General features: G+C 71.0%; 20 protein-coding genes. 17 read left to right on the top strand and 3 right to left on the bottom strand.

Annotated features, from left to right (window positions below; translation table 11 throughout):
- Window positions 1-108 precede the first annotated feature (108 nt).
- The 10 genes from ispG (at window position 109) to ABD366_RS24610 (ending at window position 11,107) form a co-directional block, all read left to right on the top strand.
- Window positions 109-1,266 (top strand): flavodoxin-dependent (E)-4-hydroxy-3-methylbut-2-enyl-diphosphate synthase, encoded by a 1,158-nt coding sequence (ispG, locus tag ABD366_RS24655; RefSeq protein WP_324776681.1) that lies wholly within the window; start codon window positions 109-111, stop codon window positions 1,264-1,266.
- A 753-nt stretch (window positions 1,267-2,019) separates the two neighbouring features.
- Window positions 2,020-2,868, top strand: coding sequence for a GNAT family N-acetyltransferase (locus ABD366_RS24650; RefSeq protein WP_324776679.1), 849 nt, complete (start codon window positions 2,020-2,022; stop codon window positions 2,866-2,868).
- Between the two features lie 133 nt (window positions 2,869-3,001).
- Window positions 3,002-3,748 carry a DUF1684 domain-containing protein gene (locus ABD366_RS24645; RefSeq protein WP_324776677.1) on the top strand — a complete coding sequence of 249 codons (747 nt, stop codon included), beginning with the start codon at window positions 3,002-3,004 and terminating at the stop codon, window positions 3,746-3,748.
- A 22-nt stretch (window positions 3,749-3,770) separates the two neighbouring features.
- Window positions 3,771-5,297, top strand: coding sequence for an ABC transporter substrate-binding protein (locus ABD366_RS24640; protein ID WP_324776675.1), 1,527 nt, complete (start codon window positions 3,771-3,773; stop codon window positions 5,295-5,297).
- 7 nt (window positions 5,298-5,304) lie between these two features.
- Complete coding sequence (locus tag ABD366_RS24635) at window positions 5,305-6,273, top strand: ABC transporter permease (protein ID WP_324776673.1); 969 nt, start codon at window positions 5,305-5,307, stop codon at window positions 6,271-6,273.
- Window positions 6,270-7,142: an ABC transporter permease gene (locus ABD366_RS24630; protein WP_324776671.1), complete on the top strand. Its 873-nt coding sequence runs from the start codon at window positions 6,270-6,272 to the stop codon at window positions 7,140-7,142. The genes ABD366_RS24635 and ABD366_RS24630 overlap by 4 nt, the downstream gene beginning before the upstream one ends.
- Entirely contained in the window at window positions 7,139-7,948 is an 810-nt protein-coding gene (locus ABD366_RS24625; RefSeq protein ID WP_324776669.1) for an ABC transporter ATP-binding protein, read from the top strand. The genes ABD366_RS24630 and ABD366_RS24625 overlap by 4 nt, the downstream gene beginning before the upstream one ends.
- Entirely contained in the window at window positions 7,945-8,715 is a 771-nt protein-coding gene (locus ABD366_RS24620; protein ID WP_324776667.1) for an ABC transporter ATP-binding protein, read from the top strand. The genes ABD366_RS24625 and ABD366_RS24620 overlap by 4 nt, the downstream gene beginning before the upstream one ends.
- A gap of 54 nt (window positions 8,716-8,769) precedes the next feature.
- The gene (locus tag ABD366_RS24615; RefSeq protein WP_324776665.1) at window positions 8,770-9,327 is read left to right on the top strand and encodes a GNAT family N-acetyltransferase; all 558 of its coding nucleotides are present in this window, start codon (window positions 8,770-8,772) and stop codon (window positions 9,325-9,327) included.
- 79 nt (window positions 9,328-9,406) lie between these two features.
- On the top strand, window positions 9,407-11,107 hold the full coding sequence (locus tag ABD366_RS24610) for a proline--tRNA ligase (RefSeq protein ID WP_324776663.1): 1,701 nt from the start codon (window positions 9,407-9,409) through the stop codon (window positions 11,105-11,107).
- Between the two features lie 69 nt (window positions 11,108-11,176).
- Here the strand turns inward: ABD366_RS24610 and ABD366_RS24605 are convergent, their stop codons facing one another.
- The 3 genes from ABD366_RS24605 to ABD366_RS24595 all read right to left on the bottom strand — a co-directional run bounded on the left by ABD366_RS24605 (window position 11,177) and on the right by ABD366_RS24595 (window position 13,125).
- Complete coding sequence (locus ABD366_RS24605; RefSeq protein ID WP_324776661.1) at window positions 11,177-12,079, bottom strand: aminoglycoside phosphotransferase family protein; 903 nt, start codon at window positions 12,077-12,079, stop codon at window positions 11,177-11,179.
- Between the two features lie 63 nt (window positions 12,080-12,142).
- Window positions 12,143-12,625, bottom strand: a complete 483-nt coding sequence (locus ABD366_RS24600) for a ferritin-like domain-containing protein (RefSeq protein ID WP_411293897.1) — start codon at window positions 12,623-12,625, stop codon at window positions 12,143-12,145.
- A gap of 5 nt (window positions 12,626-12,630) precedes the next feature.
- Entirely contained in the window at window positions 12,631-13,125 is a 495-nt protein-coding gene (locus tag ABD366_RS24595; RefSeq protein ID WP_324776657.1) for a hypothetical protein, read from the bottom strand.
- 176 nt (window positions 13,126-13,301) lie between these two features.
- On the opposite strand from ABD366_RS24595, the gene rimP reads away from it, so the two are divergent.
- The 7 genes from rimP (at window position 13,302) to truB (ending at window position 20,372) form a co-directional block, all read left to right on the top strand.
- Window positions 13,302-13,811 carry a ribosome maturation factor RimP gene (gene rimP / locus ABD366_RS24590; protein WP_324776655.1) on the top strand — a complete coding sequence of 170 codons (510 nt, stop codon included), beginning with the start codon at window positions 13,302-13,304 and terminating at the stop codon, window positions 13,809-13,811.
- Window positions 13,812-13,813: 2 nt separating this feature from the next.
- Entirely contained in the window at window positions 13,814-14,860 is a 1,047-nt protein-coding gene (gene nusA / locus ABD366_RS24585; protein ID WP_324776653.1) for a transcription termination factor NusA, read from the top strand.
- A 103-nt stretch (window positions 14,861-14,963) separates the two neighbouring features.
- The gene (locus tag ABD366_RS24580) at window positions 14,964-15,242 is read left to right on the top strand and encodes a YlxR family protein (protein ID WP_324776651.1); all 279 of its coding nucleotides are present in this window, start codon (window positions 14,964-14,966) and stop codon (window positions 15,240-15,242) included.
- 147 nt (window positions 15,243-15,389) lie between these two features.
- A complete protein-coding gene (infB, locus tag ABD366_RS24575; RefSeq protein WP_344442469.1) occupies window positions 15,390-18,518 on the top strand; it encodes a translation initiation factor IF-2 in 3,129 nt (1,042 codons plus the stop codon).
- Window positions 18,519-18,669: 151 nt separating this feature from the next.
- A complete protein-coding gene (locus ABD366_RS24570) occupies window positions 18,670-18,963 on the top strand; it encodes a DUF503 domain-containing protein (RefSeq protein ID WP_324770363.1) in 294 nt (97 codons plus the stop codon).
- Between the two features lie 36 nt (window positions 18,964-18,999).
- Window positions 19,000-19,464: a 30S ribosome-binding factor RbfA gene (rbfA, locus tag ABD366_RS24565; RefSeq protein WP_324770362.1), complete on the top strand. Its 465-nt coding sequence runs from the start codon at window positions 19,000-19,002 to the stop codon at window positions 19,462-19,464.
- Between the two features lie 2 nt (window positions 19,465-19,466).
- Entirely contained in the window at window positions 19,467-20,372 is a 906-nt protein-coding gene (gene truB, locus ABD366_RS24560; RefSeq protein ID WP_324770361.1) for a tRNA pseudouridine(55) synthase TruB, read from the top strand.
- Window positions 20,373-20,409 lie beyond the last annotated feature (37 nt).

Raw genomic sequence — 20,409 nt, 5'->3', positions numbered from 1 at the left:
CATTTGAGTGGAGTTATGGGGCGAGGTGTGCTTGGCCGCGCGCCGGTGCCGTAATCTCGGAAGCCTCTGGACTCGATCCTCGATCCGTACCTTGGGGTTGCACAGCAGATGACTGCGATTTCACTCGGCATGCCGGATGTACCGCTCAAGCTCGCCGAGCGGCGCAAGAGCCGGCAGATCCAGGTCGGCACGGTGGCCGTCGGCGGCGACGCCCCGGTCTCGGTGCAGTCGATGACGACGACGCGGACGTCCGACATCGGTGCCACGCTCCAGCAGATCGCCGAGCTGACCGCCTCCGGCTGCCAGATCGTGCGCGTGGCGTGCCCCACTCAGGACGACGCCGACGCGCTGCCCGTGATCGCCAGGAAGTCGCAGATCCCGGTCATCGCGGACATCCACTTCCAGCCGAAGTACGTCTTCGCCGCCATCGAGGCGGGCTGCGCCGCGGTCCGGGTCAACCCGGGCAACATCAAGCAGTTCGACGACAAGGTCAAGGAGATCGCCAAGGCGGCCCGCGACCACGGCACCCCCATCCGCATCGGGGTCAACGCGGGTTCGCTCGACCGCCGCCTGCTCCAGAAGTACGGCAAGGCGACCCCCGAGGCGCTCGCCGAGTCGGCGCTGTGGGAGGCGTCGCTCTTCGAGGAGCACGACTTCCGCGACATCAAGATCTCGGTCAAGCACAACGACCCGGTCGTGATGGTCAACGCCTACCGGCTGCTCGCCGAGAAGTGCGACTACCCGCTGCACCTCGGCGTCACCGAGGCCGGTCCCGCCTTCCAGGGCACCATCAAGTCGGCCGTCGCCTTCGGGGCGCTGCTCTCCGAGGGCATCGGCGACACCATCCGCGTCTCGCTCTCGGCGCCGCCGGTCGAGGAGATCAAGGTCGGCAACCAGATCCTGGAGTCGCTCGGCCTGCGCCCGCGCCGCCTGGAGATCGTCTCCTGCCCGTCCTGCGGCCGCGCCCAGGTCGACGTCTACAAGCTCGCCGAGGAAGTCACCGCGGGCCTCGACGGCATGGAGGTTCCCCTCCGGGTCGCCGTCATGGGCTGCGTCGTGAACGGGCCGGGTGAGGCCCGCGAGGCCGACCTCGGTGTCGCCTCCGGCAACGGCAAGGGCCAGATCTTCGTCAAGGGCGAGGTCATCAAGACCGTCCCCGAGTCGAAGATCGTGGAGACGCTCATCGAAGAGGCGCTGAAGATCGCCGAGCAGATGGAGAAGGACGGGGTGCCCTCCGGGGAGCCGTCCGTCGCCATCGCGGGCTGACATCGACTCGGGGTCGGTCTTACGCGCGCTCGTCCGCGGGTTTCTCCCGCCGGCGGGCGCGCCTTTCGTTGCGGAGCCCGGGCCCTGGGCGTCGGAGGCCGGCGGCCGGCCCGGCGGGGGCTGGTCGCGCAGTTCCCCGCGCCCCGGAGAGCGTGCGGCTGCGCGGTTGCCCCGAGGGGTGAGTTGTCGGCTGCGGGCCGGTGGGGCTTCTCGCGCAGTTCCCCGCGCCCCTGATGGGGTGCGTGGTTTTCCGCGGGCCCGGTGGGGGCTGGTCGCGCAGTTCTCCGCGCCCCTGAGGGCATGCGGCTTCGCCACAGCCCCAGAGGGCGTTCCACACGCGCCGCATGAGATGGCGCACGAAGTGCCCATCTCAGGGGCGCGGGGAACTGCGCGAGCAGCCACGTCGAATGCGCACCCGGCATCAATCCACAGCCCCTTCGGCGCGCACCCGCGATCTCCTGAGGGGCGCGGGGAACTGCGCGAGCAGCCACGTCGCATGCGCGCCCGGCATCGGTCCACAGCCCCTTCGGCGCGCAGCCGCAAACTCCCAGGGGCGCGGGGAACTGCGCGAGGAGCCCCACCGGCCCGCAGCCGAACTCCGCGCTCGCCCCGGCCCCGGCACACAGCAAAGGCCCCGCAATACGCCCCGCACCCACGGCGAACCAGCCGCCCCCGCCCAGGCAGAGGCGCCTCAAACGACCGGCAGGTACAGTGCGGAGATCAGCCACCCATCAGGTGAAGGCCCACCCGCTCGTGTTGACTCAGACCACCACACGGGTCCTCGAACCGAGTGACCTCGACGCCGCGCTCGCCGTGCTCGACCGCGAGCCGGTCGCCAATGCCTTCGTGACGGCCCGCGTCCGCATCGCGGGCCTGGACCCGTGGCGCCTCGGCGGCGAGATGTGGGGCTGGTACGAGGACGGCATGCTGCAGTCGCTCTGCTACGCGGGCGCCAACCTCGTACCGATCTGCGCCACCGACCGCGCCGTCCGCGGCTTCGCCGACCGGGCGCGGCGGGCCGGCCGCCGCTGCTCCTCGATCGTCGGACCCGCCGGCCCGACCGCCCTGCTGTGGCGCCTCCTGGAAGCGAGCTGGGGCCCAGCCCGCGATGTCCGGCCCCACCAGCCGCTGATGGTGACCGACCGGCTGTCCACCACCGTCGCCCCGGACCCGTACGTGCGCCGCATCCGCAAGGACGAGATGGACGCGATCATGCCGGCGTGCGTGGCGATGTTCACCGAGGAGGTCGGTGTCTCTCCGATGGCCGGCGACGGCGGCCTGCTCTACCAGGCGCGGGTGGCCGAACTGGTCGGCTCCGGACGCTCCTTCGCCCGCCTCGACGACCACGGCAAGGTCGTCTTCAAGGCCGAGATCGGCGCCGCGACCGAACAGGCCTGCCAGATCCAGGGCGTCTGGGTCGCCCCGGAGTACCGCGGCCAGGGCCTCGCCGCCCCCGGCATGGCCGCCGTGCTGCGCTACGCCCTGGCCGACGTCGCCCCCGTCGTCAGCCTCTACGTCAACGACTTCAACACCCCGGCCCGTGCCGCGTACCGGCGGGTGGGCTTCAGGGAGGTCGGGGCGTTCATGAGCGTCCTGTTCTAGGACGCTCCACCCCGCCACCCGTGGGGCATGTGGTGCCTGTCTCATCTCTTTGATGGTGTTTGACATTAGTGAGTCTTATGAACCATAAAGGGAGAGCTTTGGTTTAAGGTTCACGAACTGTAGGTGCCACGCGATGTCTGTTTCCGGCCAGGCCGACCCCTCCGACGACCCCCAGGGCGACTGGGAGGCCTGGCGCGCCGAGCGGCAGCGCTCCGTCACCGCCCCCACCGGGAACCTCGCCCTCGTCGAGACCCGCTGGCTGGCCCCGGGCGAACTCCCCGACCTCGACGCCGCCCGCGCCGGGCAGCCCGACTCGGTGACGGTCACCGCCCTGGAGCGTACGGACCTGGTCACCGGCGAGCCCGAGCACGGCCTGCGCCTCTGGGACGCGAACTCCCCGGCCATCCGGGACTTCGAGCGCATCGACGCCTTCCCGTACGACCCGGAGTGGGTCCTCGACGCCACGTACACACCCGTCGAGGGCGCCCGCCTCGTCGCCTTCGAGCACCTGCGTGACAACGGCGGCACCCGCGAGAAGGTCGTCCCCGGCGACATCGCCCTCACCGTCGACGGCACCGCCTACACACTGTCCGCCTTCGACGACGACGGCACCCTGCTGCTCGTCTTCGGCGACCCCACCAACGGCGACACCACCTACGGCGCGGGCCGCTTCCTCTTCGTCGACCACACCGCCCCCGTCGACCACACCGGTGCGGGCCGCGTACGCCTCGACTTCAACCGGGCCTTCGTGCCCCCGTGCGGCTTCTCCGATCAGTACAACTGTCCGATGCCGCCGCGGCAGAACCGCTTCCACCTGCCCGTCGAGGCTGGCGAGAAGCTCCCCGTCTCCCGCGACGGCGCCACCGGCACCGCCCACTGAAGCTCAGCGCAAAGGCACCTCGATGAACCCGAACCTCCCCAAGAAGCCCCTCTCCGTCGGCGTGCTCACCGTCGCCCTCGCGGTCACCCTCGCCGCCTGCGGCGGTGGCGGCACCAACTCCGCCTCCGGCAACGGCAGTTACGACAAGAACGCCGCCGTGAACATAGGCTCGCTCTACGAGCCGCAGAACCTGGACAACACCGGAGGCGGCGGCCAGGGCGTCACCGAGGCCCTCAACGGCAACGTCTACGAAGGCCTCTTCCGCCTCACCGACGCCGGCAAGGTCGACAAGCTCCTCGCCCAGGACTACAAGGTCAGCGGCGATGGACTCACGTACACCTTCACGCTCCGCGACGGCGTCAAGTTCCACAGCGGCAAGGCCCTGACCAGCAAGGACGTCAAGTACAGCCTGGAGAAGGTGATCGCGAAGGACTCACAGTCCGCGCGCAAGGCCAACCTCGAGGTCATGAAGGACATCGCCACCCCCGACGCGAAGACCGTCAAGGTCACGCTGAAGAAGAAGTCGATCTCCTTCGTCTACAACCTCTCCTACGTCTGGATCATCAACGCCGACGCGAAGAACCTGAAGACGACGGAAGACGGCACCGGGCCGTACAAGCTGAACAAGTGGACGCGCGGCTCCGCGCTCAGCCTCGACCGTTTCAGCGGCTACTGGGGCTCCGCCGCCAAGAACAAGCAGGTCGTCTTCCACTACTACAAGGACGCGACCGCCCTCAACAACGCGCTCCTGACCAACGCCGTCGACGTCGTCACCAGCGAGCAGTCGCCGGACGCCCTCGACCAGTTCAAGTCGAACCAGAACTACAAGGTCACCGACGGCGACTCGACCACCAAGCTGCTCCTCGCCTTCAACGACAAGGCGAAGCCGTTCACGGACGTCAAGGTGCGCCGGGCCGTCTCCGCCGCGATCGACGACAAGAAGCTCCTCGACTCCGTCTGGGGCGGCTACGGCAAGGAGATCGGGTCGATGGTGCCGCCCACCGACCCCTGGTACGAGGACCTGACGGACGTCAACGCGTACGACGTGACGAAGGCGAAGAAGCTGCTGAAGGAGGCCGGGTACGCCAAGGGCTTCAGCTTCACGCTCGACACCCCGAACTACGACCCGCACCCCACCGCCGCCACCTTCATCAAGTCGCAGCTCGCCAAGGTCGGTATCACCGTCAAGATCAACACGATCACGCCCGACGAGTGGTACACGAAGGTCTACAAGAACCACGACTTCTCGGCGACGCTCCAGGAGCACGTCAACGACCGCGACCTCGTCTGGTACGGCAACCCCGACTTCTACTGGGGATACGACGACAAGCAGGTCCAGAAGTGGGTCGGGCAGGCCGAGGAGGCCTCCAGCACGCAGGCCCAGACCGAGCTGCTGAAGAAGGTCAACCGCAAGACCGCCGAGGACGCGGCCAGCGACTGGCTGTACCTGTATCCGCAGATCGTCGTCGCGAACACGAAGCTGTCGGGCTACCCGCTCAACGGCCTGAACTCGCAGTTCTTCGCGTACGACATCAAGAAGAGCAGCTGACCCTGCCATGACCCGGTACCTCCTGCGGAGGCTGGTGTTCCTGCTGGTCTCCCTCGTCCTCGCGAGCATCGTGCTGTTCGTGCTCCTGCGGATGCTGCCCGGCGACCCGGCGAACGCGCTCACCTCGGTGGGTGCCTCGCCGGAGCAGATCGCCGCGGCCCGCCACTCCATCGGCTCCGACCAGCCGCTGCCGCAGCAGTTCACGCACTGGGTCGGCCAGTTGGCGAGCGGCGACCTCGGCACGTCCTTCGTCAGCTCGCTGCCCGTCGGCCCCGAGGTCTCCCAGCGCCTGAACGTGACGGTGCCGCTGACCCTCTCCGCGTTCGTGCTCGCCGTGCTCGTCGCGGTCCCGGCCGGGTTCGTGGCCGCGTACAAGAAGAACACCTGGTACGGGGCGCTGCTCAGCGGTGTCTCGCAACTGGGCATCGCCGTCCCGGTGTTCTGGCTCGGCATGATCCTCATCGCGGTCTTCGCGCTGAGCGCGGGCTGGCTGCCCTCCGGCGGCTTCCCGCAGGACGGCTGGGACACTCCGGCCGACGCGATCCGGTCCCTGGTCCTGCCGGTGGTGACGGTGGCGCTGGTCATGTCGGCTTCCCTGATCCGCTACGTACGGTCGGCGACGCTCGACGTCCTGGACAGCGAGTACCTGCGTACGGCGCGGGCCCTCGGCTCGTCGTTCGGCCGCGCCATGTGGCGGCACGGGCTGCGCAACGCCGCCGTGCCGGTCATCTCCGTGCTCGGCATCGAGCTGGCGTCCACGTTGCTCGGCGCCGTCGTCGTCGAGTCCGTGTACGCGCTGCCGGGCCTCGGCTCGATGCTCGCGACCGGCATCGCCCAGCACGACTACCCGGTGATCCAGGGCGTCCTGTTCGTATCGACCTTCGGAGTGCTGGTCATCGGGTTCGTGGCAGACCTCGTGCAGCGGATCGTCGACCCGCGGCTGCGGGGACGCCTGTCGGGAGGTGGCGTGCGATGAAGCGCAGCTCATCCCTCACCAGGTCATCCCTCACCAGCTCATCCCACACCAGGTCATCCCTCACCCTGTGGACCGGCGGCGTCCTGGCCGGGCTCGTCGCCCTGCTCGCCCTCGTCTCCCTCTTCTGGCTGCCCTACGACAGCGACGACACGTCCGGCGGGCGGCTCGCGGGACCCGGCGGCGGGCATCTGCTCGGCACCGACAAGCTCGGCCGCGACCTGTTCACCCAGCTCATGACCGGCTCGCGGATCGCCCTGGAGTCCGGGCTCGGAGCGGTGACGGTCGCCGCGCTGCTCGGCGTGACGCTCGGCATCCTCGCGGCGTTCGCGCAGGGCTGGTTCGACGACACGCTCTCCGCGCTGCTCGACATCCTCATCGCGTTCCCGACGCTGCTGCTCGCCATGCTGATCGTCGCCGCGCGCTCGGCGACGCTGGGCTCCGCGATCCTCGCGATCGGCCTCGCGCAGAGCGCCGTGGTCGCCCGGCTGACCCGGATCCTGGTCAAGCGCGTCCTGGCGCAGGACTACATCACCGCGTCCCGCACCTCCGGCACGTCCTGGACACGGGTCGTCGCCGGGCACGTGCTGCCCAACATCTGGCCGACCCTCGTCGTCAACCTGGCGCTCCAGTTCGGCCTCGCCGTCCTCGCCGAGGCGGGCCTGTCCTACCTGGGCCTCGGCGCACCGCCGCCCAACGCCTCATGGGGCCGCATGCTCCAGGAGGCCCAGGCGACGTTCACGACCGCGCCGGCGGGCGCGCTCGCGCCCGGCATCCTGCTCGTCCTGCTGGTCATCGGCGTCAACCTGATCGCGGACGGACTGCGCGACGTCCTCGACCCGACCGCACGCAAGGGAAGGGCGGCGCTGTGAGCGACGACGTACTGCTGTCGGTGTCCGACCTGACGATCCGCACGGCCGAGGGGCGCCCGCTCGTCTCGGAGCTGAGCTTCGAGATCGCGCGCGGCGAACGCCTCGGCCTCATCGGCGAGTCCGGCTCCGGCAAGTCCCTGACCACGCTGGCCACGCTCGGCCTGCTGCCCGCCGGCATGACAGCGACCGGCAGCGTCGACCTCGACGGCACGCAGATCGTCGGGGCGAGCGAGCGGACCCTCGTGGGCGTACGCGGCCGGAGCGCGGCCGTCGTCTTCCAGGAGCCGCTGACCGCCCTCGACCCGCTGATGCGGGTGGGCCGCCAGATCGCCGAACCCCTGCGCAGGCGGCGGCAGCTGAAGGGCGCGGAACTGAGGAGTGCGGTGACCGCGCTCCTCGACCAGGTGCGGCTGCCGGACCCGGAGCGCATCGCCCGCGCCTTCCCGCACGAGATCTCCGGCGGCCAGCGCCAGCGGGTCGCGCTCGCCATGGCCCTGGCCTGCGACCCGGCCCTGCTGATCGCCGACGAACCGACGACGGCACTCGACGTGACGGTCCAGGCCGAGATGCTCGACCTCATCGACGGACTCGTCCGCGACGCGGGCATGGCCGTGCTGTTCGTCAGCCACGACCTCGCCGTCGTCTCCCGCGTCACCGACCGGGTGCTGGTCATGAAGGACGGCCGCGCGGTCGAGACGGGCGCCGTCGCCGACGTCGTACGCGCTCCTCGCGAGGCCTACACCAAAGCGCTGGTGGACAGCGCACGCCAACTCGAATCGGCGCTCGACCTGGGAGGTGCGCGATGACTCCGATCCTGGAGCTCGACGCGGTGTCGTACGCGTACCGGGGGAGCACGGACCCGGTCGTCCGGGACGTGTCCGTGGCCGTGGAGGCCGGACAGAGCCTGGCGCTCGTCGGCGAGTCCGGAGCCGGCAAGACGACGCTGCTGCGCATGCTGCTCGGCCTCGCCCGCCCCACCACGGGCACGGTGCGCTTCGACGGGGACGAGCTGCGACTGCGCGACCGGACGCTCATGAAGCGGTTCCGGCGCAGCGTCCAGTGCGTCTTCCAGGACCCCTACGCCTCCCTCGACCCGCGGCAACGCGTCCGCCGCATCGTCGCCGAACCGCTCACCTCCCTCGGGGTCGCCTCCGGCGCGGACGCCGCGCGACGCGTCGCCGACGCCCTCGAAAGAGTGGGCCTGCCCGCGGACACCGCCGAGCGCTACCCGCACGAGTTCTCCGGCGGCCAGCGCCAGCGCATCGCCATCGCGCGGGCCACGGTCTGCGACCCCCGGGTCCTCCTCGCCGACGAACCGGTCTCGGCGCTCGACGTCACCACCCGCGTCAAGGTCGTCGACCTGCTCGCCGAGCTGAAGGAGACCGCGGGCCTGACCGTCGTGATGGTCTCCCACGACCTGTCCGTCGTGGCCGCCCTGTGCGAGCGCACCGCCGTCCTGGAGCGCGGCCGGGTGGTCGAGTCGGGCACCACGTCCACGGTCCTCGGCACCCCCGCCCACGCCTACACCAGACGCCTGCTGGCGAGCGTGCCGCGGCTCCCGGCGAAGGGCTGAGCCGCGCCACGCCCGCCCGCACGGACGACCCGGGCCCCGGGGTACCCTCCGGGCATGCCGCACCGGAACCGTACGGACGACACCGCCGTCACCATCGGCCCCCTCGATCTGCACGCCCGCGTCGACGAAGCCCTCGCCGTCCAGGCGTACGCCTTCGGCCTGAGCGACGAGGAGATCGCCGTACGACGCCAGATCGTGCTGCGCCACATCACCTACGCGGGCGCCCGCGCGCTCGGCGCCACCACCGACACCGGCCGGCTCGTCGGCTTCGTCTACGGCATGCCGAACGACCGCACCCACTGGTGGTCCACGGTCGTCGAGCCGTACCTGCGCGCCCGCGGCCACGACAGCTGGCTCGACGACTCCTTCGTCATCACCGAGCTGCACGTCCACCCCGGCTACCAGAACCGCGGCATCGGCCGCACCCTCATCACCACCATCACCGACGCCGCCGCCCAGCCCCGCTCGATCCTCTCCGCGATCGACTTCGACAGCCCGGCCCGCGGCCTCTACCACTCCCTGGGCTACGACGACCTGGCCCGCCAGGTCCTCTTCCCGAGCGCCCCGAAGCCGTACGCGGTGATGGGCGCACCCCTCCCGCTGCGCCGCTGACGAAGAACCGATTTCCGGCCGCGCCCACCGCCCGGCTAACCTCCTGGGCATAACCCTTTCGTCGCAGGAGTCAAGAATCATGGCCAAGGTCCAGGTCCAGCGCATGTCCCGCTTGATGGTGAAGACCCTGCGCGACGACCCGGCGGACGCCGAGGTGCTCAGCCACAAACTCCTCGTCCGCGCCGGTTTCGTGCGCCGTACCGCGGCCGGCGTCTGGTCCTGGCTGCCGCTCGGCCGCAGGGTCTACGCCAACGTCGAGCGCGTCGTCCGCGAGGAGATGGACGCCATCGGCGCCCAGGAGGTCCTCCTCCCCGCCCTCCTGCCCAAGGAGCCCTACGAGGCGACCGGCCGCTGGGAGGAGTACGGCGCCGAGCTGTTCCGCCTCAACGACCGCAAGGGCGGCGACTACCTCCTCGGCCCCACCCACGAGGAGATCTTCACCCAGCTGGTCAAGGACCAGTGCACGTCCTACAAGGACCTGCCGGTGATCCTCTACCAGATCCAGACGAAGTACCGCGACGAGGCCCGCCCCCGCGCCGGCATCCTGCGCGGCCGCGAGTTCCAGATGAAGGACTCGTACTCCTTCGACCTGACCGACGAGGGCCTCGCCGAGTCGTACGGTCTGCACCGCGCCGCCTACCAGCGCATCTTCGAGCGCCTCGGCCTCGACTACCGCATCTGCGCCGCGACCGCCGGCGCCATGGGCGGCTCCAAGTCCGAGGAGTTCCTGGCCCCGGCCGGCGCCGGCGAGGACACCTTCGCCGACTGCCCGAACTGCGACTACGCGGCCAACACCGAGGCGGTCACCTTCGCCCTGAAGCCGGTCGATGCGACCGAGGCCCCCGTCCTCGAAGAGATCCCCACGCCCGACACCCCGACCATCGAGACGCTCGCCGCGTACCTCGACGTCCCGGCGTCGGCCACGCTGAAGAACCTCCTCGTGAAGGTCGACGGCGAGATCGTCGCCGTCGGCGTCCCCGGCGACCGCGAGGTCGACATGGACAAGGTCGAGGCGCACTTCTCCCCGGCCGCCGTCGAGCTCGTGACCGCCGAGGACTTCGAGGGCCGCGCCGACCTGGTGCGCGGCTACGTCGGCCCGCAGGGCCTGGAGAAGGTCACCTACCTCGCCGACCCGCGCGTCGCCCCCGGCACCGCCTGGATCACCGGCGCCAACAAGGACGGCGTGCACGCGAAGAACGTCGTCGCGGGCCGTGACTTCGAGGTCTCCGAGTACGTCGACGTCGTCGTGGTGCAGGAGGGCGACCCCTGCCCCAACTGCGGCACCGGGCTCAAGCTGGACCGCGCCATCGAGATCGGCCACATCTTCCAGCTCGGCCGCAAGTACGCCGACGCCTTCCAGCTCGACGTGCTCGGCCAGAACGGCAAGCCGGTCCGCGTGACCATGGGCTCGTACGGCATCGGCGTCTCGCGCGCCGTCGCCGCGCTCGCCGAGCAGCACGCCGACGACAAGGGCCTCATCTGGCCCGAGGAGATCGCCCCGGCCGACGTGCACGTCGTCGCCGCGGGCAAGGCCCTCCAGACCGAGCTGGCCCTGGAGGTCTCCGACAAGCTGGCCGCCGCCGGCGTCCGCGTCCTGGTCGACGACCGCCCCGGCATCTCCCCGGGCGTGAAGTTCACCGACTCCGAGCTGATCGGCGTGCCGAAGATCCTGGTCGCGGGCCGCCGCAGCGCCGACGGCGTCGTGGAGCTGAAGGACCGCCGCACCGGCGAGCGCGAGGAGCTCACGGTCGAGGAGGCCGTGGCCCGCCTCACCGCGTAAGCACGAGCAACGAAAGAGCGCCCCGGACCTTGAAGGCCCGGGGCGCTCTCCCGTCTTCGTACGTACGTCTTACAGCCAGCCCGCGAACTCCAGCAGGTTCTCGCCGTCCCGCTCGCGCCCCACACGCAGCGCCCGCACCCCGGACTCCACGGCCCGGAACAGCGTCCAGCCCCGCAGCCGCTCCTGGTCCACATCCAGGGACTCGGCGAGACGCTTGACGCGGCGGCGCGTGATGGCCGGTCCCGACGGCGAACCGATCAGGTCCTCGACCCGGTCGCGCACGAGCCGCGCCAGGTCGAAGGCGCACTCGCCGACGACCGGGTCCGGGCCGACAGCCAGCCACGGCATCCGCTCGCCCGACAGCACCTTGGACTGCCGGAACGTGCCGTGCAGCAGCCGCAGTTCGGGCGGCGCGGCCACCAGCTCCGTACGGGCTTCCAGAGCCGCGTCGACCAGCGGGGCGACGTCGGGGAAAGCGTCCGCACTCGCCCGCATCGCCGTCGCCTGCCGGCCCGTGCGCTCGGGCACCGTCTCGCAGTTGCGCCCGGCCGGCGGCTCCGTCCACAGCCGGCGCAGCGTCCCCGCCGCTTCCAGCAGCGCCTTCGCCTCGGGCAGCGTCCGTACCGAGACCTCGGGGTGCAGCCGCTCCAGGAGCAGCGCCCCGTCGTTGACCCCGGGATCAAGGAGGCGTACCGCGCCGAACCCGTCCCAGTGCGTCAGCGCCGCCCGCTCCGCCTCCGGCCGGAACCGCTCGGGGGCCAGCTTCAGCACCGCGGGCGCGCCGTCCGCCGTCCGGACATGGGCGAGCAGACTGCTGCGCCCGCCCGGTACATGCACCCGCTCGACGGTCACCTCACGCCGCGCCGCTGCCTCGTCGAGCAGGACCCCGACCCGGCCGAGCCACGCCGACGCCCCGTCGTCGCGCACTTCGCCGAGCGCGTTCACCAGCCGCCGCGGCGGTTCGAAAGCCATGCGCGAGGGATCCCTTCCAGTACTGCGCAGCCACTGAATCCAGTAGCTGCTGACGTACGCGGCTTACGTACGCGGAGACGCCGAGGGCGGCGCGGAGGGCACCGCGGCCCGTTCGGCGAGCCCAGGGAAGGCTACGCTCCCGCCGCGCCAGCGCACCGCACGGACCGCCGCCTCCCGCAGCGCGTCGGCCGCGCCCCGGCGCCGCTTGCCGGACGCCGCCCGCACGAGGTCCGCGTACACGCCGGCGACCTTGTCCTCGATGTCCGCCGCGAGCCGTGCCGCCGCGGCCGGGTCCGGCACCGGGAACGGCAGCGCGTACGCCCCGGCCGACTCCTCCGGGCTGCCGCCCAGGTCACGCACGGTACGGCGCAGTTCGTCGCGGCGGGCGCGGTGCGCGTCGTACGCGGCCTTCGCCTCCGCGCGGCGCTTCTCGCCGATCCGGCCGCCGACCACCCCGTACCCGTACACCGCCGCGTGCTCGGCGCGCAGCGCCGCCTGCACCGACGCGAGCAGTTCGTTCTCGTCCGTTCCCGTCATCCCCGTCATCCCCGTCATCGCTCAGCCAGCAGGTACGCGTGCCCGGCCCCGGCCGCCGCCACCGAAGCGAGCAGCCGGGCGTGCTCGGCGGGGGTGGCGGTATCGGCGAGGGCCGTCATCCGCCGGTCCGACAGCGCCCGCTCGGCCGCCGCCAGCGCCTTCAGCACGTCCTTCTCGGCGACCGGCGGGGTGGATGCCGAGGGCGCGAGCGCCGACGGCCTGGCCGCCCCGCCGAACGCCTCCACGTGCCGCTCGATCTCCGCGCGCAGCGGGTCGAGCCGGGCCGCGAGGCCGGGGAGCGCGGCGAGCGCCTGGTCGTACTGGCCCAGCAGATCGGCGCTCTCCCGGGCCGCCCGCGCGTTCAGCCGCTTCTCCTGCGAGAGCGAGGGCGCGCCCCTGGCACCGTCGTCGCCGTCGTCCGTGCACCCGGTCAGCAGCGCGGCCCCGGCCAGCGAGGCGAGCAGACTCCTACGGCGTGGCCCCGGTCGGGCCTGAGAGGTGAGCGGCACGGGCGGTCGTCCTCGGATCGGTTTCGGCACGACCCGGACGGCGCGGCCGGTGATCACCGTACCGTCGCCCTTGGCCCGGTGGACCGCAACACCCCCCTGGACCGGATACCCTTTGACGTGACGCGCATGGAATGCCGACACACCACAACAGCACACGCGGCCGAGGAGTCACCCGGATGAGCACGACCCAGAACGAGAGGCTGCGGGAACTACTGGAACCGCTCGTCAGCTCCCAGGGGCTCGACCTCGAAGAGATCGAACTCGCCTCGGTAGGACGTAAGCGGGTGCTGCGCGTCGTCGTGGACTCCGAAGAGGGAGCCGACCTCGACCAGGTCGCCGATGTGAGCCGCGCGCTCTCGGCGAAGCTCGACGAGACGGACGCCATGGGCGACGGCGAGTACGAGCTGGAGGTCGGGACCCCGGGCGCCGAGCGCCCCCTCACCGAGCACCGCCACTACGTCCGCGCGCTCGACCGCCTCGTCAGGTTCCAGCTGACCGACGAGTCCGAGCTGGTGGCGCGCATTCTCAAGGTCGACGACGACGGCCTCGACCTCGAAGTACCGGGCGTGAAGGGCCGCAAGGCCACCGCCCGACGACTCGGCTTCAGCGACATCGCCAAGGCGCGTGTCCAGGTCGAGTTCAACCGCAAGAACAAGAACGACGAACAAGAAGTAGAGGAGGCGTAGCCGTGGACATCGACATGAGTGCCCTGCGGGGGCTGGTCCGGGAGAAGGAGATCTCCTTCGATCTGCTGGTCGAGGCGATCGAGTCGGCCCTCCTCATCGCCTACCACCGCACCGACGGGAGCTTCCGCCGCGCACGCGTGAAGCTGGACCGCGAGAGCGGCCATGTGACGGTGTGGGCGACGGAGGACCCTGCGGACCTCGAAGAGGGCCAGGAGGCCAAGGAGTTCGACGACACCCCGTCCGACTTCGGCCGGATCGCCGCCACCACCGCCAAGCAGGTCATCCTGCAGCGGCTGCGCGACGCCCAGGACGACGCGACGCTCGGCGAGTACGCGGGCCGCGAGGGCGACATCGTCATGGGCCAGGTCCAGCAGGGCCGCGACCCGAAGAACGTGCTGGTCGACATCGGCAAGCTCGAGGCGATCCTGCCGGTGCAGGAGCAGGTGCCGGGCGAGGTGTACCAGCACGGCATGCGCCTGCGCTCGTACGTCGTCCGCGTCGCGAAGGGCGTGCGCGGTCCGTCCGTGACCCTGTCGCGCACGCACCCGAGCCTGGTGAAGAAGCTCTTCGCCCTAGAGGTGCCGGAGATCGCCGACGGCAGCGTCGAGATCTCGGCCATCGCCCGCGAGGCCGGCCACCGTACGAAGATCGCCGTGCGTTCGACGCGCAGCGGGCTCAACGCCAAGGGTGCCTGCATCGGCCCCATGGGCGGTCGCGTCCGCAACGTGATGGGCGAGCTGAACGGCGAGAAGATCGACATCGTCGACTGGTCGGACGACCCGGCGGAGATGGTGGCCAACGCGCTGTCCCCGGCCCGTGTCTCCAAGGTCGAGATCGTCGACCTCGCGGCCCGCTCGGCCCGTGTGACGGTCCCCGACTACCAGCTCTCCCTCGCCATCGGCAAGGAAGGGCAGAACGCCCGCCTGGCCGCCCGCCTCACCGGCTGGCGCATCGACATCCGCCCCGACACCGAGCAGGCCGCCCCCGAGGGCGACGCCCGGGACGCCCGGGACGCCCGGGACGCCCGGGATGTCAGGGGCCGGGAATAAATCCGGGCGCTCCGCGCTTGGTTCACGACAGAATGTGACAAGAAACAGCCGTTCGATTTTTGCCCCGGAGGGGTGAGGTCGGTACGGGGAGGTAGACTTAAGAGTGTCTGGCCGGACGCATGACCGCGCATGCCCTGAGCGAACCTGTGTGGGATGCCGGGAGCGAGCGGCCAAGAGCGATCTGCTGCGGATCGTGATGATCGAGGGCCGATGCGTCCCCGATGATCGCGGTACGCTGCCCGGCCGGGGTGCCTACGTGCACCCCGCCCTGGTCTGTCTCGACCTGGCGGTCCGCCGCCGGGCGTTCCAGCGGGCGTACAAGGCCCCTGGACCGTTCGACACGGAGGCGCTCCGCCACCGAGTCGAGCAGGCGACACCGTAAGAAAGCGCCGCACGGAACCCCTGTGCGGCCCTGGTACCCCGCGAGTTGGAAGTAGGTCGAGATTGCGATGAGCACTCGATGAGCACGCGATGAGTACGCCCATGAAGTAGCGACGGTCCGGCGTAACCCGGACCTAAAAGGAGCGAAGTGGCTAAGGTCCGGGTATACGAACTCGCCAAGGAGTTCGGCGTAGAGAGCAAGGTCGTCATGGCCAAGCTCCAAGAACTCGGTGAATTCGTACGTTCGGCGTCCTCGACGATCGAGGCGCCGGTAGTACGCAAATTGACTGACGCCCTCCAGCAGGGCAACGGCGGCAAGCCCGCCAAGAAGGCCGCGCCCGCGAAGCCCGCGGCGCCGCGTCCCACCCCCTCGCCCGCGCAGGCCGCGAAGCCTGCCGCGCCGCGTCCGCCGGCCCCGAAGCCGGCCGCCGCCGAGGCCCCCGCGGCCCCGGCTCCGGCCGCGACCCCGGGTCCGCGTCCCACGCCCGCCCCGAAGCCGGCTCCCAAGCCCGCTTCGCCGGCGCCGGCCGCGCCCGAGTTCACGGCGCCCCCCGCGGCTCCCGCCGCCCCGGCCGCTTCGTCGGCCCCGGCGTCGAGCGGCCCGCGTCCGGGTGCCCGTCCCGGTGCCCCCAAGCCCGGTGGTGCCCGTCCGGCCCCCGCGCAGGGTGGCCAGGGCCGTGGCGACCGCGACAACCGTGGTGGCGACCGTGACAACCGCGGCGACCGCGGTGACCGTCAGGGCGCCCCGCGCCAGGGCGGCCAGGGTGGCCAGGGCGCTCCCCGTCCCGGCGGTGCCCGTCCCGCGGGTCCGCGTCCGGGCAACAACCCCTTCACCTCTGGTGGCTCCACCGGCATGGCGCGCCCGCAAGCGCCCCGTCCGGGCGGCGCCCCGCGTCCCGGCGGCCAGGGTGCCCCGGGCGGTCCGCGCCCGCAGGGTGGCGGCCAGGGTGGCCCCCGTCCGCAGGGTCAGGGCGGCGCCCGTCCGACCCCGGGCGGCATGCCTCGTCCGCAGGGCGGCGCGGCCGGTCCGCGTCCCGGTGGCGGCCCCGGTGGTAACCGTCCGAACCCGGGCATGATGCCGCAGCGTCCCGCCGCGGGCCCGCGTCCCGGTGGTGGCCCCGGCGGTGGCCGTGGTCCCGGCGGCGGCGGTCGTCCCGGTGGCGGTGGCGGCGGCGGTCGTCCCGGCTTCGCCGGTCGTCCGGGCGGTCCCGGTGGCGGTGGCGGCGGTTTCGCCGGTCGTCCCGGTGGCGGCGGCGGTGGCGGCGGCTTCGCCGGTCGTCCCGGTGGCGGTGGCGGTTTCGCCGGTCGTCCCGGTGGCGGTCGTCCCGGTGGTCCCGGTGGCCGCGGTGGCACACAGGGTGCGTTCGGCCGTCCCGGCGGGCCCGCCCGTCGTGGTCGCAAGTCGAAGCGTCAGAGGCGCCAGGAGTACGAGGCCATGCAGGCCCCGTCGGTCGGCGGCGTCATGCTGCCTCGCGGCAACGGACAGACCGTCCGCCTGTCGCGCGGTGCGTCGCTCACCGACTTCGCCGAGAAGATCAACGCCAACCCGGCGTCGCTCGTCGGCGTGATGATGAACCTCGGCGAGATGGTCACTGCCACGCAGTCCGTCTCCGACGAGACGCTGAAGCTCCTCGCGGACGAGATGAACTTCGTCCTCGAGATCGTCAGCCCCGAGGAGGAGGACCGCGAGCTGCTCGAGTCCTTCGACATCGAGTTCGGCGAGGACGAGGGCGGCGAGGACATGCTCGTCTCGCGTCCGCCGGTCGTCACCGTCATGGGTCACGTCGACCACGGTAAGACCCGCCTGCTCGACACCATCCGCAAGACGAACGTCATCGCGGGTGAGGCCGGCGGCATCACGCAGCACATCGGTGCGTACCAGGTCACGACGGAGGTGAACGAGGAGGAGCGCAGGATCACCTTCATCGACACCCCCGGTCACGAGGCCTTCACCGCCATGCGTGCCCGTGGTGCGAAGTCGACCGACATCGCGATCCTCGTGGTCGCGGCCAACGACGGCGTCATGCCGCAGACGGTCGAGGCGCTCAACCACGCCAAGGCCGCCGAGGTCCCGATCGTCGTCGCGGTCAACAAGATCGACGTCGAGGGTGCCGACCCGACCAAGGTGCGCGGTCAGCTCACCGAATACGGTCTGGTGGCCGAGGAGTACGGCGGCGACACCATGTTCGTCGACATCTCCGCCAAGCAGGGCGAGAACATCGAAGCCCTGCTCGAGGCCGTGGTCCTGACCGCGGACGCCTCGCTCGACCTGCGGGCCAACCCGGAGCAGGACGCGCAGGGTATTGCGATCGAGTCGCACCTCGACAAGGGCCGCGGTGCCGTCTCGACGGTCCTGGTCCAGCGCGGCACGCTGCGCATCGGCGACACGATGGTGGTCGGCGACGCCTACGGCCGTGTCCGCGCTATGCTCGACGACAACGGGAACAACGTCGAGGAAGCGGGTCCCTCGACCCCCGTCCTCGTGCTCGGTCTCACCAACGTCCCGGGTGCCGGCGACAACTTCCTGGTGGTCGACGAGGACCGTACGGCCCGTCAGATCGCCGAGAAGCGTGCCGCTCGCGAGCGCAACGCCAACTTCGCGCGCCGCGGCGTCCGGTTCTCCCTGGAGAACCTGGACGAGGCCCTCAAGGCCGGTCTGGTGCAGGAACTCAACCTCATCATCAAGGGCGACGCGTCCGGTTCGGTGGAGGCTCTCGAGTCCTCGCTGCTCCAGCTCGACGTCGGCGACGAGGTCGACATCCGTGTCCTGCACCGCGGTGTGGGTGCGGTCACCGAGTCCGACATCAACCTGGCGACCGGCTCCGACGCCATCGTCATCGGCTTCAACGTCCGGGCAGCCGGCCGTGCGCAGCAGATGGCGGAGCGCGAGGGCGTCGACGTCCGGTACTACTCGGTGATCTACCAGGCCATCGAGGAGATCGAGGCGGCCCTCAAGGGCATGCTCAAGCCGGAGTACGAAGAGGTCGAGCTCGGCACGGCGGAGATCCGCGAGGTCTTCAAGTCGTCCAAGCTGGGCAACATCGCCGGTGTGCTCGTCCGGTCCGGCGAGGTCAAGCGCAACACCAAGGCGCGCCTGCTGCGCGATGGCAAGGTCATCGCGGAGAGCCTCAACATCTCCGGTCTGCGTCGCTTCAAGGACGATGTCACCGAGATCCGCGAAGGGTTCGAGGGCGGTATCAACCTCGGCAACTTCAACGACATCAAGGTCGACGACGTCATCGCGACGTACGAGATGCGCGAGAAGCCGCGCGCCTGATCCACTCGGATCCACGCGGCAGCAGGTTCGGGGCCGGTCGGCGGAGCTTATTTCCGTCGATCGGCCCCGGCCGTTGCGTGTACGGTCTTTGTATCGGCGTCACGTCAGTCGCGCCCATACGAACCCGAACCGGCGGGACATCCGGACACACATGTATGTGGGGACTCTGTCCTTCGATCTGCTCCTCGGCGACGTTCACTCGCTGAAGGAGAAACGCTCCCTGGTCCGTCCGATCGTGGCCGAACTCATGCGCAAATACGCGGTGAGTGCGGCGGAGACGGGGAACCAGGACCTCCACCGCCGGGCCGAGATCGGGCTCGCGGTGGTCTCCGGGGACACGGCACACCTCTCCGACGTACTGGACCGCTGCGAGCGTCTGGTCGCCGGGCGGCCCGAGGTGGAACTGCTCTCGGTTCGACGCAGGCTCCACAGCGACGAAGACTGAAGCAACAAGCGAGACAGTTACTAAGGAGACGGACCAGTGGCCGACAACGCGCGTGCCAAGAGGCTGGCGGACCTCATCCGAGAGGTGGTGGCCAAGAAGCTGCAGCGCGGGATCAAGGACCCGCGGCTCGGTACCCACGTCACCATCACGGACACCCGCGTCACGGGTGACCTGCGGGAAGCGACCGTCTTCTACACGGTGTACGGGGACGACGAGGAGCGCGCCGAGGCGGCGGCCGGGCTGGAGAGCGCCAAGGGCGTCCTGCGGTCCGCGGTCGGCGCGGCGGCCGGTGTGAAGTTCACGCCGACGCTCACCTTCGTCGCGGACGCTCTCCCGGACAACGCCAAGACGATCGAGGACCTCCTCGACAAGGCGCGGCAGTCCGACGAGAAGGTGCGCGAGACGTCCGCGGGCGCCACGTTCGCCGGCGGGGCGGACCCGTACCGAAAGCCGGAGGCCGACGACGACACGGCCGACGACGAGACGGACGGCGACGCCTGAGCATGTCCGACCGCACCCCTCCGCCCGACGGGCTTGTCATCGTCGACAAGCCGTCGGGCTTCACTTCGCACGACGTCGTGGCCAAGATGCGCGGGATCGCCAAGACCCGCCGCGTCGGCCACGCGGGCACCCTCGACCCGATGGCGACGGGCGTGCTCGTGCTCGGCGTCGAGCGGGCCACCAAGCTCCTCGGCCACCTCGCGCTGACCGAGAAGGAGTACCTGGGCACCATCCGCCTGGGCCAGGACACGCTGACCGACGACGCGGAGGGCGAGATCACCTCGTCCACCGACGCGTCCGGGGTCCGGCGCGAGGCCGTCGACGCGGGCATCGCCAAGCTGACCGGCGCCATCATGCAGGTGCCGTCCAAGGTCAGCGCCATCAAGATCAAGGGCGTACGCAGCTACAAGCGGGCCCGGGACGGCGAGGACTTCGAGATCCCGGCGCGGCCGGTCACGGTCTCGTCGTTCGCCGTGTACGACATCAGGGACGCGGTCGCCGAGGACGGTACGCCCGTACTCGACCTGGTCGTCTCCGTGGTGTGCTCCTCCGGCACCTACATCCGGGCGCTCGCCCGGGACCTGGGCGCCGACCTCGGCGTGGGCGGGCACCTGACCGCGCTGCGCCGCACCCGCGTCGGCCCCTACAAGCTCGACTCGGCGCGCACGCTGGACCAGCACCAGAAGGAGCTGACCGTGCTGCCCGTGGCCGAGGCCGCCGCTGCCGCGTTCCCCCGCTGGGACGTGGACGAGCGCCGCGCGAAGCTGCTCCTGAACGGCGTGCGGCTCGAGATGCCCGGGGAGTACGCGGGCCGGGGACCCATCGGCGTGTTCGACGCGGCCGGTCGACTCCTCGCGCTCGTCGAGGAGTCGAAGGGCAAGGCCAAGAGCCTGGCCGTCTTCGCCTGAGACCCCGCTTTCACGAGTGGAGCGGCGGCCTGCCCGG

Source organism: Streptomyces kunmingensis, assembly GCF_039533535.1.
GTDB classification, from domain to species: domain Bacteria; phylum Actinomycetota; class Actinomycetes; order Streptomycetales; family Streptomycetaceae; genus Streptomyces; species Streptomyces kunmingensis.
Note: the sequence above shows the minus strand (reverse complement) of the source record. Positions and strands in the feature narration are given on the sequence as shown.